This is a genomic window from Staphylococcus auricularis (assembly GCF_051172115.1).
Classification (GTDB): domain Bacteria; phylum Bacillota; class Bacilli; order Staphylococcales; family Staphylococcaceae; genus Staphylococcus; species Staphylococcus auricularis_A.
On record NZ_JBPIZN010000004.1, the window covers coordinates 97,207 to 112,475 of the forward strand.

Genomic DNA, 15,269 nt, shown 5'->3' on the forward strand with positions numbered 1-15,269 from the left:
GTTGTGTTACGAAAGGTTTGAATCGTACATATTATCTTTCGCAAATCAATCATTCGAAAATATTTTAGTAATAAGACATAAAGATAGACCTCATTATTACATACCCGAAATTTTAATGAGTTACTTGTAAAATGTGGGCATTATTTTAACAATTGAGGTCTTAACTATATATGGGTCTATGAAACAAAATAGCATAGTTGTGCTAAAAAATCTTGTGAGAATAGAAAACTTCATTTTAATAAGAACAAAATAAAAAGACTTACCGAACGTGTTGAACGGTAAGTCTGTAGTTTTCGAAGCTCATATAGCTCCCTTTGGAATAGGTTATGCGAATATATTAATAAAGGCTAAAATCACTGGGAAACCGACTAAATCGACTAAGAATGCGCCGACGATAGGTACGACCAGATACGCTTTTGGTGATGGACCGTGTTTTTTCGTAACGGCTTCTAAGTTTGCCATAGCGTTAGGTGTTGCACCTAAACCGTGACCGATGAAGCCACCCACCATGACAGCGGCATCGTAGTCTTTGCCGAGACCCCAGAATGCGATAAAGACTGAGAATAAGATAATAAATACGACTTGTACGAGTACAATAATGATCAATGGTATTGCGAGATGATAAATATCTGTTAATTGAATACTCATTAATGCGATAGACAAGAAGAGACTCAATGCGACGTCACCAATGTTATCGATGAGCTTCAAGTCGAGCATTTGTACATTACTGTATTCGAAAATGTTTCTGACAATCACAGCGATAATCATCGCTCCGATATATATTGGAATGTTTAAACCAGTTAAATCAGAGAATGTATTACCGATATACGTACCAATTGCCATACAAATCACAATAATTGTGAACTGAATTAAGAATAGTTGTGGTGAACCAAAACGTTCATGTAGACGTTTGTTTTGTTCAAGTTGACCATAGTCTTTCTCAGTCGCATTAGCGTCATGCGGTTTTAAGTTAAATTTATTTATCAAGAAATTAACGACAGGACCACCGATTAAACCACCTGCAACGAGAGCAAGTGTGGCCGCAGCAAGTGCCGCAGTGAGTCCGGAATCGATACCCATGTCTTGAATTGTTTTACCATAAGCAGCCGCGTTTCCGTGACCACCTTCCATAGACATAGACCCAGCAGTTAAGCCGAGCAATGGATCAATATGTAATAGTTTTGCTAATGAAACACCGATGATATTTTGACCGATTGCCAAAACACCACAGAACATTAAATAGATGATTAACACTTTACCACCGAGACGTAACAGTTTCATTGATGCTCCGAGACCGATTGTAGTAAAGAAAACTAACATAAAGAAATCTTGTAAGTCTTGTGCGTTTAATTTAATTGTTACTATATTTGTCGAGTCTAATACTGCAACCAATACCGCGAATAACAATCCGCCAATAACCGGTGCAGGGATACATATACGTTTTAACGCAGAAATATGATTGACGATAAACTGCCCTAAGAGATATAGCACACATGCTACACACAGGGTTGTAATAGGATTCAGTTCAATCATGGTTAAAACCCCCTCTAATCAAAAAATATCCTATTCCAAATTTATTTATACTCTCTTTGTCACATCACTTAGTAAAGTGTGTACAAAAGCCCATGCTATCCATTATAAATATAAATTAAATATAAATCCAGAAAAGAATTTTTTGCTAAGCACAAAAGCGTTGATGTGATAGGGTTTATCGTAGCAAAATTTTATTTTAATTTACAAATTATCACAGAAAAAGCACACATCGAACTTATATGTTTAGTTCGTGTGTGCGAAATGAGTTTAGCTCATCACTTATTAGAGGAAGAAGTATATTAATAACAAACTGATTGCAGGAAGTAAATTATTAAGGAAATGGACGAGTATTGAATCCAATATATTGTGTCGTCTAGCATAAGCTAAATAAAAGATGGCCCCCATGCATGTATACAGTAGGAATGAGAAAAACTCGGTAGGTGCCTGGAGTATATGGAGAGAACCAAAAATGATAGAAGATACGATTAATGGTAACCACATACGCCCATATTTAAATAATTTTGATGTGATAATGCCTCTAAACGTTATTTCTTCAAGGATTGGCGCAACAATACTTATTGATAGTATCAATGTTAAGAAAGGTAAGAATGAATCAGAATAATTTGCTAATTGAAATATTGCGTTATCATTACCTGTTGTTTTATTGCCAGTAAACATATTATTCAGCGTTGTTCCTAAGTAAGCAATGACTTGAATGATGACAAAAAATAGAACCATGAATCCAACATCTTTAAGATGAATTCGTTTAATGCGTTCTCCGGAATATGTCTTATAACGATTCCAAAAGAAACGTATTAGAATGAAATATAGAGCTAAAAAGATAACAAAGATGATAGCTTGAACCCATATTGGCAAATGGTATTCATGTGAAGCCCATATAAAAATATCTGAGAATGATGCTGGTGTTATAGCTAAAATAATAAATCCTACGACTTTCAAGATATTAACAAATTGATTACCTGAGTTTCTCATTGGAATTTCTTTCTGTTTTTCTTCCATGGTTAAAATACTCCTCTATTCTTTATAAAATTTATTCGTTTTGACGTAATAGTAAACGATGTTTATAAGAAACAATAAAATTAAACAAGTAATGGTAAATAGTTGGTTTGACTGAGTGATTGAAGAATATAGTGCGGTGAAACAAATAAGGAATAATATTCCTATAATATTGATGTTAAAAATTTTAAATAATGCGGAGAACATAATATGTCTATCTCCTTCATCATAAGTTTGAATCAATTTATCCATGTAATGTGGTTCATTATATTTTGGTGCTTTCGAATTAATATGAGGTAAGTAAATGCTGATAATTACTGTTAAAAACATATTAATGAATAATGGAAGTAGTGAAAATATAATAGTTGGACCTATGAGAGAAGCTCCTACATTAATTAAAATTAAGTTGACAAAACTAAGAATATATCCACTTAAGTTTAACCAATTACTGTTTATAAAATGTTCGTTCAATTTGCGATCATAAATGTCCGCATTTTCTTCTTCGGCGATAGATAATTTATTAAAATTTTTAGCTTTCTGAAGCTGTTTAACCATTAATAAATTACATAAAATTACAAGAGCGGAAAAAATAATACTGATTACAACTACTTCTGTATTACTTAATACGTTTATCTTATCTACGAACGGAAAGTATTTGATAAGATATCCGACGACCCCTCCAGCGAGTGCTGATAAAATAATAACTCCTATGTATCGTACCGTTTTATTCATAATCTTCCTCCTCTAAGATAAATACATTTTCGATGCTTTCTCCAAAAATACGTGCAATTTTTGCGGCGGTGAGCACAGAAGGCATAAAATCATTTCGTTCGATCAATGAAATTGTTTGACGTGAAACACCAGCTTTTTTAGCAAGTTGTGTTTGATTGTATCCATCTCGTGCTCGTAATTCTTTTAAGCGTGTTTTCATTTTTGACCTCCCTTGTCTATTAACATATACGATATACGTCATTTTGACAAGTATATTTGTCAAAAAGATTATTAAAGTAGTCAAAATATGACCGTTGTGAATTGCCTGATAGGTGGATTTGGAAGGGACACAGCCACATTTGATAAAATATAAATATTTTTAAATGTAAGATATAAATCGTAAACATAACTGATTAGGATTTGTTAAAATGGAGTTGAAATGTTAAGAAGAGACTTTAAAACCGCGAACTATCTATTGATGTAATAGAATTGTCAATTAAAGCTTTAAAATCTAATTGTAAAGCTGAAAAATAAAGTAGATACTATAATTAATTAAGCTAATAGATGCGAGAGAGGAGGATTAGCTATGATGGTATTTATCATGTTCTCACCTTTATTAATCGTATTATTTATCGTTATGGGTATTATTGAAGAACGTCGAAGATCTAAGAAGAAAAAAGAAAAAGAAGCTAAAGAAATCGCCTCTTTTGATCAATGGGAAAAAGAGGGACAAGATCGCAGTAAAAATGACTACGAACAATTTATGAAAGATACAGATCAACAACAAAAGGATCCGAACAAGTAATTTTATATCACTAAACTGTTGTTGTTTATATAAATATATAATATTAAGTTAATTACTAAAGCTATTAAGAGATGTCTCCTAATAGCTTTTTATTTTGTGAAATCTGAGGCATCTTTTTAAGAATCCGTTATTCATCAGGTTCAAATGAATAAATATCTAATTATAGAAAAAGCGAAATGTTAAGTAGCCGGGCACTCTACCTGCAGACAACCTGTAGTGTGACCTCTAACAAGGAATAAAATATAGCGCAAAGCCTGATGAATCTTGAGATAAGTAAGGGTGGTTATAACGCTAAAATTCACAGAATTTAAGAAATCGACTCCAAAATATAGAACATATGTTCGTGTTATGATAGACTATATTTACAGACGAACTGGAGATAGTGGAAATTATAATAATGAGGTGATGCCTATTTACAAGGACAAGAAAGAAGGTCGAATGGCATGAGCGACTATGAAATACTCATGATTATATTAACTGTCTTAGGATTACTAATCACAACGAACGAATCAAAAAAATAACCATCCAACTCGCCACAAGTTGAATGGTTTATAGACTTTAACGTATCATTCAGCCACTATCTTCAAAGTGGTCTGTCTAGAGGCTGGAACCAACGCTTGATTTACATTGCATCTTAGAAAGGGTGCTTTGTTCATAAAAACGTTGCTGTTCTGGCCTTTTTCTTAACTCAAATATAGCAATATTTCCCAAAATAGTCAAAATATTACACGTTTGTTCATAATAGTGATATGACTTAAGACATGCTATGATTATGATAAATAGATGAGTTTGAAAAGGAGTTGCTCAAAGATGGAAGTCGTTTATCTTGCTGGAGGGTGTCTCTGGGGCGTTCAAGCGTTCGTAAAAACATTACCTGGCGTTGTTGAAACGGAAGCGGGAAGAGCAAATGGAAGCACACAGCAATTAGATGGCCCATATGATGGTTATGTAGAATGTGTGAAAACCATATTTGATCCTGAGGTCGTTTCAGTAACAGATTTAATGGACTATTTATTTGAAATCATTGATCCGTATAGTGTGAATCAACAAGGAGAAGACGTGGGCGAAAAATATCGTACAGGCTTTTATAGTGAAGCAGAGGCACACTTAACTGAAGCTCAAGCTTTCATTAACCAAAGAGAAGACCGGGACCAAATCGCTGTAGAAGTGAAACCGTTAAGTAATTATGTACGGAGCGCCGAAGAACATCAAGATCATTTAGCTGAGCACCCAGATGATTATTGCCATGTGCCAAAAGCACTATTAAACAAATATAAATGAGCGGGGAAAGCCAAAGTGAGGTTAAAGATATGAAATGGCTTATTTGGATCATTAATTTACTGAACTATGTGATTCTAGCGGGATTGATCGTTATTAATTATGATCAATTGTCTTATATTGGGTTCTATATTATTGAATATTTTTGGATTGCTTGTTCACTCTTAATGGTCATTTCGATCATTGTTTATTTTGTCACAAAGAAAGAAGCATTTCTCGTGAGTACGTTGCTCAATCTTTTTAATATCGTCGTGATCGGTACGTTATTATTAGTCTTTTTATTTTAAACATCGAGGATACGCTAGGATTGCACAAATACGTTTCCAAACCACATAAGTTTTGAAATAAAAAATTTTCTTGGTGAATTATTTGGATTAATGGAACAAAATATATATATTAATAAAGGGAAATTTTTAAATCACCAAGGAGATTTGCTTCATGGCGCTATTTATCATTGAAATCCTTATTATGATATTAGCTATTATTTTAGGATTACGTATTGCAGGTGCATTGGGCTGCGGTATTCTTGCGATTGTGATGCAGCTCGTCATGATCTTTGGGTTCGGTTTAGCGCCCGGAGACTTACCTGTCACAGCAGTATTAATTATTTTATCTATCGGGATTGCTGGCGGTACGTTACAAGCGACCGGAGGAATTGACTATCTCGTTCATCTTGCGAGTAAAATTATTGAGCGATTCCCAAAATCAATTATCTTCATATCACCTATGATTGTCTTTCTATTTGTCTTTGGTATCGGAACTTCAAATATTGCGTTGTCGTTAGAACCGATTATCGCGAAGACAGCGTTGAAGGCAAATATTTCACCGAAAAAACCACTCATCGCTTCTGTGCTTACTGCTAACTTAGCGTTGTTGTGTAGCCCAGCTGCTTCAGCAACGGCCTACATTATTTCGGTATTAGCAAATCATGAAATTACAATGGGTCAATATTTATCAGTGGCGCTACCTACTGCGTTGATCAGTATGCTTGCGCTAAGTACGTTTTGTACATTGGTTGGGAGAAACCATTTTGACCGTGATCGAATGACTCAAGTCGTTGAAGCGGAAGTTGCACAAATTGAGGATACATATTTTTCACCACGTGTGAAGTTAGGTGTTGCTGCATTCTTATTTGGCGTAGGATGTATTTTAATGTTTGGGATGTTTCCAGACCTGCTGCCAACATTTAACGTAGACGGTGAAACAGTGAGCTTAGAAATGACTGAGATTGTGCAGTTATTTATGTACTTGAGTACTGCGATTAATTTATTATTAATGAAAATAGATCCAAACGACATTTTATCTACACGTATTACCCAATCTGCTATAGGTGCGTTATTTGCAGTTTTAGGACCAGGTTGGTTAGGTGCCACTATTTTTAATGCACCCGAAAATATGAAAATCATGAAAGAAGATATCGGTGGACTAATTGCGCAAATGCCATGGCTCGTCATCATTTTAGTCGCTGTCGTAACAATGATTGTCATCTCTCAAACGGCCTCAGCTTCTATTATGGTGCCAATTGTGATGAGCTTAGGCGTCCCACCTATGAATTTTGTTGCGATGGTTCAAACGTTAAATTATAACTTTGTCATACCTGCGCAACCTACACTACTATTTGCAGTGAGCTTGGATGAAACACGCCAAACACGGGCGACAAGCTTTATTGTGCCAGGAACGGTAACCATTACTGTCTCCGTACTTGTTGGATTTTCAATTAAATGGCTATTAGGCTATTAATTTTTTTAACATCAGAAAATAAGATTTTAACTTCTTTTGTAGCACGGATGATCGAAAAACTGAATATATAGTAAGGACGAACAGGACTAATTGTTGTTTCTCTTAGTCCTATTCATTTTGTTTTATATTGTATAAAATATGTTTTGAAAGCGCTTTGTTATTTGAAACGCAATTAATTAGATTATTAAAGATAAAGTTCTCATACATTTTGGATAAATTAATTATTACCGTATTACTAAGTTTTAAAAAATAAATTAGCTTAAAACTAGCATGAATATAACAATATATTAAGGTAATTTAAACACGTTAAAGTTTGTTGAAATAAATATTGTAGTTTAATCAATAAATTTGTGATATATTTTTAGATGGCGGAATTTTTTCAGCCATAATTATTAAATTTTTAACGGGAGGGTTTTTAATTTGAAAAAAAGAAAGAGCGATTTAGAATTTTTAACTAACAAACGTTCTAAATTCAGTATTCGCAAATTCTCAGTGGGCACAGCCTCAATATTAATCGGATCAACATTAATATTTGGCGTAAACCACGACGCACAAGCAGCAGAAAGCGAAGAATCTAATGCACCACATACGACTGAAACTACTGAAAACAGTTCAGCAGATGATGCAGCAGAAGACCAAGTTGAACCCAACAACGCAAGTCATTCAACTGATGAAGCTTCTACTGATAACGAAGCGTTAGATCCTGAATTTAGTGTTGTTGACAGAGAAGACAGCAATGAAGAATCAGAAGCTAGTGAATCTGAGGACACAACAGCCGACAGTAACGAAGCAACTGAAGCAGATAACGATGAAGCAGCAACTTCAAATGACGAAGCAGCAGAAAGCGAAGCAACAGAAACAGACGATAGCGACGCAAATAGCGAAGAAACTTCAACAAATGAAGCAGCAGAATCAGCTGAAGATTCAGAATCAACTGAAGAAGCTGAATCAAACGAAACAGCTGAAACAAATGAAGCAGCAACTCCAAATGAAACTGAAGAAACTGCAGCAAACAATGAAACATCAAACAGTGACGAAGCTTCAAATGATTCAGTAGAAAAAGATGAAGCTGAATCAAACGAAACACCTTAATCAGAAACTGAAAAACCTGCAGCAGAAAACGAAGCAGCAACTTCAAATGAAACTGAAAAACCAGCAACTGAAGCAACAAATCATGAAACCCCTCTAAATCATGAAACAGATCATAACGAAGAAGCAGTAGAAAACGAAACTGCAGATAAAGAAGAAAACATCGAAAATACGAACGAAGCAGCTGAAAATGAAACAGCTGAAGATGAAGCAGCAGACACAGAAGAAGCTGCTGAAACCCCTGAAACAGAAGAAGCAGCAGATAATGAAGCAGTCCCAGCTAACAAATTATCTGATGATGTAACTGAAGCAACTTCACCTAAACACCAACATGTTGCAGCTACAGAATCTAGCTCAACTACAAACAATAATGATACATCAAATGAAAACGCGGCTACATCTCCATGCGTTAATACAAGAGCAGCAACTCCTGTAGAAGAAAACAGAGATGAAGCGGAAGAAACACAAGGTAATAACGTTAATGACCAAATTAATGTAAATCGTTTTGAACTTGATAACCATAGTTTCGACCCTAACCAATCTGAAAACACTGGTATGCACACAGACTTCACTGTAGATGGTCAAGTTAATAGTGGTGACTACTTCACTGTTGAATTACCTAAAACACTATCTGCAGAAGGTGACGGTGACTATAGTAAAGTCAATAATACGATGAACCTTTCACCATTGAAAAATGCTAACGGCGATGTCGTTGCTTTAGGTACGTACAATACAATTGATAAAACAATCAAATATGTATTTACAGACTATGTCAATGGTAAGAAAAATGTGAGAGGTCAATTCAAACTTCCAGTATTCACAGATAGAAAAAATGCACCAGTATCTGGAAGATATGAAGCTGACTTTAACGTAGCAGGTAATACTTATGAAGATGAAGTAGAATTAAATTACAGTACACCGTTTGTAAGTCAACCACAACCATACGGTGCTGGTATCAGTTCACAAATCACTGATATTGATGATTACTCTGGTCAAAGAACTTATAAACAAAGTATTTATGTTAACCCAATGGGTAAAAGTTTAACTAATCCAACTGTAACTATTCGTGGTTTCCATAAAGACCCTACAACAAGCAGTACAATCATTGACGAAGATAACACTAACTTAAGAATCTTCAGAGTGAAAGATAGAAATAAACTTGCTGATAGTTATTATGTGAATCCAGAAGATCCTAACTTAGAAGAAGTTACGGATGACTTTAATGATTCAATTGAATTTAATAACGATACAAATTCAGCTAAAATTAATTTTGCTAGTACAAGTGAATCATTCGTAGTCCTTGTAGATGGTCATTTCGATGATTCAGGTCACAATGTTAAAACGACTGTAAGTGAAAACAACACAGATATGTCTGGTTACACTACAAGTGGTTATGACTGGGAAAATGAAAACTTTGTAAGTAACGGTTCTGGTTCAGCAGATGGTGACGAAGACGGCGACGCAGATGCCGACGCAGATGCCGATGCCGACGCAGATGCCGATGCCGACGCTGATTCAGATGCCGATGCTGACGCAGACGCAGATGCAGACGCAGATGCTGATGCCGACGCAGACGCTGATGCCGATGCTGATTCAGATGCGGACGCTGACGAAGAAGAATTACCAGATACAGGTAATAACAATGCACAAAATGGCACATTACTTGGTAGCTTATTTGCAGCGCTTGGTTCATTATTCTTATTCGGTAAACGTCGTAAAAACAATAATGAAGAAAAATAATAGCTAACTGATAAAAGCCAGGTCTCCTACATGGAGCCCGGCCTTTTTTTATCTAAATTTGAAAGCGTGAACATTTTGTGACGTTAACGATTGTCGAATGACTGAAATAAAGCAATTGATTTTGCATTTTAACTCATATATACATATAATTATCTTTGCAGTATTTTGAAATTATTATTTGTGTGAAATTGGTTAAATCAATGTTCTATATATTTAATAAGTAAATATTTGAAAAGGTACTTATTTTAAAATACAGCCATTCAAATCTTAAATGAAAGCGAAGTCATATCTTTCATTTATAAGATTTTGATTTAACCATTATACATATCACTCAGCACAATAAATCGGATATAGGAAAGGCAGGGGATAATTTGAAAAGACGTGTATTGATCGTTGCAACGCTCTTATTCGGTATCGTCTTCTCTTTTTTTATTACCAATGAACAAGCTTCCGCACATGCCACACTAGAAACGACAACACCTCAAACAGATGGGGTGGTAACAAATCACCCTGACAAGATCGAATTGAAATTTAATGAACCCGTAAATGCTAAGTATTCCGGGATCACATTATATGATGATGAGGGTAATAAGATTACTGATTTAGACCCTGAAACAGAAGGATCCTCAGCGACATTATCTTTTTCTACGGATGATGTAGGTGAAGGGACCCACACTGTAGAATGGCACGCGATGTCAGCGGATGGACACGAAGTCGGTGATCAGTTCCAATTCTCAGTGGGAGAGGTTACGGCATCTGATGTCGATACATCGGTTCCGTTTTATCAAAAAGCAGACTTTTGGTTTGGTGTCACACGCTACCTTTCTCAAGGTGCATTAATAGGTCTCATCGGTTTGTTTTGGATGAATGAACTGGTTCGTCGTCGTGATTTACCAACTTATCAAGTCATTCCAGAACAAAAAGGCTTTACGGGTATTCTCATGATGCTAACAGGCGTCACACTGGTAACTTATTTAATGACGCTTACTTCAGATATTTTGGCAGATATCTTTGCCTTTAAAATGGATACAATCACGCAATTCCCATTCATATTGAGCTCTCTCGCGATCATTATTTTACTCGCGTTGCTTATGATTACGAATATGATGCGTGCTTGGTATATTCTCGTTACATTTGGCATCATTTTAGCTTTAAGTATGTCTGGGCATGCATGGTCACAAAGTGTGCCGGTATGGTCCATCCTTATTCGTTTTGCTCACCTGGTAGGGATGACGCTGTGGATTGGTGCGCTCATTTACTTGAGTTGTTACGCCATTAAAGACAGAGCTAAGCAAACAGCGACGGTTCGTCCGTTATTGCTTAAAGTTAATATTACAGCTGTAGCGATGATTATCATCTCTGGTGTCCTTATGACGATAGATGAGACTGATATTTTAGCGATATGGCAAAACATACAAACTTGGAGTGCGTTACTCATTGTTAAAATCATCGTTACAATCGTTATGATGGGCTTAGGTTTCTATCAAACGACCCGAGCACTTAAGAAACAACATCGCGTTAATAAAGCAAGTTTATTTATAGAATTAGGTCTCGGCATTCTACTCATTGGCGTAGGTGTCGTGATGAGTCAAATTAACTTACCAAAATAAGGAGATAGATTATGTTTAAAAAATTTTTACTCACAAGTATTATTTTATTTGCATCATTAAGTTTTTCTAAAGTGGCAGATGCTCACGTGACTTTAAATCCTGATCAAAGTGAACCAGGTTCATACGATAAATATGATGTGCGTGTTCCTGTTGAAAAAGACGCTAACACAAACAAAGTTGAATTAAACGTACCTGATGGCGTGAACGTCGCAAACGTACAACCTGTTGATGGTTGGAAACATAAATTAGATAAAGACAGTGATGGTAATATTAAAAAAATCACTTGGACAGCAGAAGGTAAAGGTATTGGTCCAGATGAATTCACAGAATTTCCAATTGTAGTGGCGAATCCAGAAGATGAAGGCACATTCAAATGGAAAGCAATCCAATCTTACGATAACGGTGAAAAAGTAAAATGGACCAACGAAGATGAGGATAGCGAAACACCTGCACCCGCTACTGAAGTGAAAAAGGGCGTAGAAGATGAATCTTCTAATGGTGGCTTTGGTACAACAGCATTATGGATTGTATCTATTGTAGCCATTATCCTATCTCTCATCGCATTATTTAAAAAACCTTCATCTAAATCATAATTAATAAATATGAAATTGAAAGCAGTGACAACCTTTAACGAGGTTTGTCGCTGCTTTTTTATGATTACGGGAATGAAATCTTAAATGCGTTTGAGCATTTCATTAGGTCTCCTTTAACCGCTGATGTAAGATAACGATATCAAAAATACAGGAGGCAACTTTTTAATGAAAGAATTTGATTTGGTCATTATCGGATTTGGTAAGGCCGGGAAAACATTAGCGAAGTTTGCAAGTCAACAAGGTCAAACGGTTGCTGTGGTTGAACAGTCCCCTGCAATGTATGGTGGGACTTGTATTAATATAGGATGTATTCCGTCTAAAACACTTGTTAAAGAAGGTTTAAAAGGACACGATTTTACGACAGCGATGTCACGCAAACGAGACGTGGTCGAAGCGCTTAATCATAAAAACTATCATAATTTAGCAGATGAAGAGCATATTACGGTGTTTGATCATCAAGCACGATTTAAATCCAATACAGAAGTTGAATTATTGAATTCATCTGGAGAAGTTGAAGATGTAGTCACTGCCCCTCACATCGTTATCAACACAGGAGCTAAAGCGGTCATTCCTGACATTGAAGGTGTCGCAACCTCCCAACGGTTGTATGATTCTACAGGCATTTTAAATTTAGCAACGCAACCGAAACACCTAGTCATTGTAGGAGGAGGTTATATTGCATTAGAATTTGCTTCTATGTTTGCGAATTTCGGTTCAGAAGTCACAGTGTTAGAACGTGGCAATACCATTATGGCACGTGAAGATCAAGAGATCGCAGCTGAAGTGGTCAAAGATTTGGAAAACAAAGGGATTCGCATCATAACAAATGCTGAGACACAAAAATTTGTAGATGAAACGGAAACGACAGTGGTTCAAACGACACAAGGTAACTTTAATGCAGATGCGGTGTTGCTCGCTATCGGGCGTCAACCGAATACTGAGCTTGGTCTAGACCATACAGACATTGAGCTCGGTTCACGTGGCGAAATTCAAGTCAATGAACGTTTACAAACCACAGTGGACCATATTTATGCAGTCGGAGATGTGAAGGGTGGGCTACAATTCACATACATTTCACTAGATGATTTCCGTATTGTGAGAGACCAACTCTTTAATGATGGCACACGTACCACTGAAAACCGTGGAGAAGTTCCTTATACTGTATTTATCGATCCCCCATTGTCTCGTGTAGGTCTTACCGCCAAAGAAGCTGAAGACCAAGGTTATGACATCAAAGAAGGTAAAATCTTAGTGAGCCAAATACCTCGTCATAAGATCAATAATGACCCACGCGGTATGTTTAAAGCTGTGGTTGATCGTAACACGAATCGCATTTTAGGCGCGACATTATATGGGGTCGAATCTGAAGAAATCATTAATCTGATCAAATTAGCCATTGACCAACACATCAGTTATGAAGTGTTGAGAGATAACATTTATACGCATCCAACGATGATCGAATCATTGAATGATCTATTTAACATTTAATAAAAATACGCATAAAAATAAAGCATTACTGAATACAGTGGGAGATACACGTGTTCGGTAATGCTTTTTATTATGAACGAAAACCTTCTATATTAATTGTCGTTTGAGGTTACCAATTGTTTGTCTTTTAATTCACCTTCGATGGCATGGATACGGTAGTCTATTTTTTCTCGTTCTGCCTTTAATACTTTGAGATGAGCTAAAAGGATATCATCAACAGTCATGGTCTGGCTTGTAATACGTTCAATGTCTACTTTAATTTGTTTTAATGGAATGTTGAGATTCGTAAAGCACAAAATTAACTTAATCACTTCGACATCTTTATCTGTATAAAGTCGTTTATTATTGCGATCACGTTGAATATTTTGCAGCAAACCGTGTTTCTCATAATAACGCAGTTTACTTTTAGGTATGTGACACTGTTCAGCTACATCTTGGATATAGTATGTGTTCACGTGAGCAACTCCCTTCTCTTAAACTATGGTTTAACTGATAATCTATAATACGTAAGTTAAGAATACAAACATTGTGATTTTGAGAGAGGAGAAATGCACAAATGGCAGAGTTAGATGACGTAATTGTAAACAGAAGATCTGTAAAAGAGTTTGACCCAGATTATAAAATTCCTCATGAAGAAATGGATGAAATGATGGAAAAAGTAGTAGAAGCGCCTTCTTCTATTAATATGCAACCTTGGCGCTTTGCAGTCGTTGAAAGTGACGAAGCTAAAGAAAAAATCCGTCCGTATGTTAGATTTAATACAACACAAAATGATACATCTTCTGCAATGATTATCGTGTTCGGTGATTTAGAATGCTATAAAGAAGGCGAATACATTTATAACGAAGCGGTAAATCATGGCCACATGCCTGCAGAAGTCCGTGACCAAACATTGCCTTTTGCGGTAGAAAGCTATAAACAATTAACGCGTGAAGAAATGGACAGCATTATCCGTGTTGACTGCGGATTAGCTGCGATGCAACTCATGCTTGTCGCAAAAGAATATGGCTACGATAAAAACCCAATTGGTGGTTTTGAAGAAGACCAAATTGGTGAAGCAATTGGTTACAGTTACGATCGCTATGAACCAATGTTAATCGTTGCGATTGGTAAAAAAGCAAAAGAACCGCACACTTCATTTAGAATGCCAGTAGATAAAGTCGTCAATTATCTATAATACGTGAGCTGTAAAAGCTCTAATCAAATATGATTCATGCTGTTCGGGAGGGAACGAAATCTTTGGTAAATCGAAGGTTTTGTTCCCCTTTTTAATGTACAAACGAACAGATGTACAATGAAATAAGACACAACTTAATTGCTTTTGTAAGCATCATTAAGTGAATATTGCGATTAATATATGTTGAAAATGTAAATCTCCACAATGCTTCTCAATCCGCCTTTTCACGTAAAAATAGTATTCAATCATTCATCATGCTAAGTGTTTTGAAATCCTTTTAATCCCCTAGTAATATATACATTGTAGAATATAAAGTGATGTTACATACATACGTTTTAAAGATAATTTGATTATACCAATAAAGTTAAGAAATATTATGATTGATGTAATTTTATTGATAATTTTAATGTGTAGTATTGCTATATAGTGGTATTGATATATAATGAAAACATCGCTATGACACTAGAATTCATGTGAAGAAGGGGCTA

16 protein-coding genes are annotated in these 15,269 nt (G+C 35.7%); 10 read left to right on the plus strand and 6 right to left on the minus strand.

Translation table 11 applies throughout. The annotated features are described in order from the left end of the window. Positions 1 to 324: 324 nt before the first annotated feature. The 4 genes from gltS to ACSBRB_RS08350 all read right to left on the minus strand — a co-directional run bounded on the left by gltS (position 325) and on the right by ACSBRB_RS08350 (position 3,481). Positions 325 to 1,533: a sodium/glutamate symporter gene (gltS, locus tag ACSBRB_RS08335; RefSeq protein WP_435032392.1), complete on the minus strand. Its 1,209-nt coding sequence runs from the start codon at positions 1,531 to 1,533 to the stop codon at positions 325 to 327. Between the two features lie 282 nt (positions 1,534 to 1,815). Next, positions 1,816 to 2,553: a CPBP family intramembrane glutamic endopeptidase gene (locus ACSBRB_RS08340; protein ID WP_150888387.1), complete on the minus strand. Its 738-nt coding sequence runs from the start codon at positions 2,551 to 2,553 to the stop codon at positions 1,816 to 1,818. Positions 2,554 to 2,568: 15 nt separating this feature from the next. Continuing rightward, positions 2,569 to 3,282 carry a DUF3169 family protein gene (locus ACSBRB_RS08345; RefSeq protein ID WP_059107083.1) on the minus strand — a complete coding sequence of 238 codons (714 nt, stop codon included), beginning with the start codon at positions 3,280 to 3,282 and terminating at the stop codon, positions 2,569 to 2,571. Then, positions 3,275 to 3,481: a helix-turn-helix transcriptional regulator gene (locus tag ACSBRB_RS08350; RefSeq protein ID WP_107392942.1), complete on the minus strand. Its 207-nt coding sequence runs from the start codon at positions 3,479 to 3,481 to the stop codon at positions 3,275 to 3,277. The genes ACSBRB_RS08345 and ACSBRB_RS08350 overlap by 8 nt, the downstream gene beginning before the upstream one ends. Positions 3,482 to 3,847: 366 nt before the next feature. Here ACSBRB_RS08350 and ACSBRB_RS08355 point away from each other — a divergent pair, with 366 nt between their 5' ends. The 5 genes from ACSBRB_RS08355 (at position 3,848) to ACSBRB_RS08375 (ending at position 8,176) form a co-directional block, all read left to right on the plus strand. Further along, positions 3,848 to 4,066: a hypothetical protein gene (locus ACSBRB_RS08355; protein ID WP_059107085.1), complete on the plus strand. Its 219-nt coding sequence runs from the start codon at positions 3,848 to 3,850 to the stop codon at positions 4,064 to 4,066. An 810-nt stretch (positions 4,067 to 4,876) separates the two neighbouring features. Beyond that, on the plus strand, positions 4,877 to 5,347 hold the full coding sequence (locus ACSBRB_RS08360) for a peptide-methionine (S)-S-oxide reductase (protein ID WP_059107086.1): 471 nt from the start codon (positions 4,877 to 4,879) through the stop codon (positions 5,345 to 5,347). Between the two features lie 29 nt (positions 5,348 to 5,376). After that, entirely contained in the window at positions 5,377 to 5,631 is a 255-nt protein-coding gene (locus tag ACSBRB_RS08365; RefSeq protein WP_435032393.1) for a hypothetical protein, read from the plus strand. 151 nt (positions 5,632 to 5,782) lie between these two features. Beyond that, positions 5,783 to 7,084: an anaerobic C4-dicarboxylate transporter family protein gene (locus tag ACSBRB_RS08370; RefSeq protein ID WP_203071488.1), complete on the plus strand. Its 1,302-nt coding sequence runs from the start codon at positions 5,783 to 5,785 to the stop codon at positions 7,082 to 7,084. Between the two features lie 420 nt (positions 7,085 to 7,504). Continuing rightward, complete coding sequence (locus tag ACSBRB_RS08375; RefSeq protein WP_435032394.1) at positions 7,505 to 8,176, plus strand: YSIRK-type signal peptide-containing protein; 672 nt, start codon at positions 7,505 to 7,507, stop codon at positions 8,174 to 8,176. A 110-nt stretch (positions 8,177 to 8,286) separates the two neighbouring features. Here the strand turns inward: ACSBRB_RS08375 and ACSBRB_RS08380 are convergent, their stop codons facing one another. Further along, a complete protein-coding gene (locus tag ACSBRB_RS08380; RefSeq protein WP_435032395.1) occupies positions 8,287 to 8,736 on the minus strand; it encodes a hypothetical protein in 450 nt (149 codons plus the stop codon). Here ACSBRB_RS08380 and ACSBRB_RS08385 point away from each other — a divergent pair. From ACSBRB_RS08385 to merA, 4 genes are all read left to right on the plus strand, one after another. Further along, a complete protein-coding gene (locus ACSBRB_RS08385) occupies positions 8,729 to 9,913 on the plus strand; it encodes an LPXTG cell wall anchor domain-containing protein (RefSeq protein ID WP_435032396.1) in 1,185 nt (394 codons plus the stop codon). The two genes, ACSBRB_RS08380 and ACSBRB_RS08385, sit on opposite strands and share 8 nt — an antisense overlap. A gap of 371 nt (positions 9,914 to 10,284) precedes the next feature. Beyond that, entirely contained in the window at positions 10,285 to 11,523 is a 1,239-nt protein-coding gene (locus ACSBRB_RS08390; RefSeq protein WP_169791251.1) for a copper resistance CopC/CopD family protein, read from the plus strand. 11 nt (positions 11,524 to 11,534) lie between these two features. After that, entirely contained in the window at positions 11,535 to 12,116 is a 582-nt protein-coding gene (locus tag ACSBRB_RS08395; RefSeq protein WP_150888393.1) for a YcnI family copper-binding membrane protein, read from the plus strand. Between the two features lie 165 nt (positions 12,117 to 12,281). Next, positions 12,282 to 13,604, plus strand: coding sequence for a hypothiocyanous acid reductase MerA (gene merA, locus ACSBRB_RS08400; RefSeq protein ID WP_059107095.1), 1,323 nt, complete (start codon positions 12,282 to 12,284; stop codon positions 13,602 to 13,604). Positions 13,605 to 13,696: 92 nt separating this feature from the next. On the opposite strand, the gene ACSBRB_RS08405 is transcribed toward merA, so the two are convergent. Then, a complete protein-coding gene (locus ACSBRB_RS08405; RefSeq protein ID WP_059107096.1) occupies positions 13,697 to 14,059 on the minus strand; it encodes a MerR family transcriptional regulator in 363 nt (120 codons plus the stop codon). Positions 14,060 to 14,160: 101 nt separating this feature from the next. On the opposite strand from ACSBRB_RS08405, the gene ACSBRB_RS08410 reads away from it, so the two are divergent. Beyond that, positions 14,161 to 14,781 carry a nitroreductase family protein gene (locus tag ACSBRB_RS08410; protein WP_435032397.1) on the plus strand — a complete coding sequence of 207 codons (621 nt, stop codon included), beginning with the start codon at positions 14,161 to 14,163 and terminating at the stop codon, positions 14,779 to 14,781. Positions 14,782 to 15,269 lie beyond the last annotated feature (488 nt).

Bases quoted from the DNA above. Each gene is read 5' to 3' on its own strand.
- ACSBRB_RS08395 (WP_150888393.1), top strand. From the start codon at position 11,535: ATGTTTAAAAAATTTTTACTCACAAGTATTATTTTATTTGCATCATTA.
- ACSBRB_RS08345 (WP_059107083.1), bottom strand. From the start codon at position 3,282: ATGAATAAAACGGTACGATACATAGGAGTTATTATTTTATCAGCACTC.
- ACSBRB_RS08355 (WP_059107085.1), top strand. From the start codon at position 3,848: ATGATGGTATTTATCATGTTCTCACCTTTATTAATCGTATTATTTATC.
- ACSBRB_RS08360 (WP_059107086.1), top strand. From the start codon at position 4,877: ATGGAAGTCGTTTATCTTGCTGGAGGGTGTCTCTGGGGCGTTCAAGCG.
- ACSBRB_RS08340 (WP_150888387.1), bottom strand. From the start codon at position 2,553: ATGGAAGAAAAACAGAAAGAAATTCCAATGAGAAACTCAGGTAATCAA.
- ACSBRB_RS08410 (WP_435032397.1), top strand. From the start codon at position 14,161: ATGGCAGAGTTAGATGACGTAATTGTAAACAGAAGATCTGTAAAAGAG.
- ACSBRB_RS08350 (WP_107392942.1), bottom strand. From the start codon at position 3,481: ATGAAAACACGCTTAAAAGAATTACGAGCACGAGATGGATACAATCAA.
- ACSBRB_RS08385 (WP_435032396.1), top strand. From the start codon at position 8,729: ATGCACACAGACTTCACTGTAGATGGTCAAGTTAATAGTGGTGACTAC.
- gltS (WP_435032392.1), bottom strand. From the start codon at position 1,533: ATGATTGAACTGAATCCTATTACAACCCTGTGTGTAGCATGTGTGCTA.
- merA (WP_059107095.1), top strand. From the start codon at position 12,282: ATGAAAGAATTTGATTTGGTCATTATCGGATTTGGTAAGGCCGGGAAA.
- ACSBRB_RS08370 (WP_203071488.1), top strand. From the start codon at position 5,783: ATGGCGCTATTTATCATTGAAATCCTTATTATGATATTAGCTATTATT.
- ACSBRB_RS08365 (WP_435032393.1), top strand. From the start codon at position 5,377: ATGAAATGGCTTATTTGGATCATTAATTTACTGAACTATGTGATTCTA.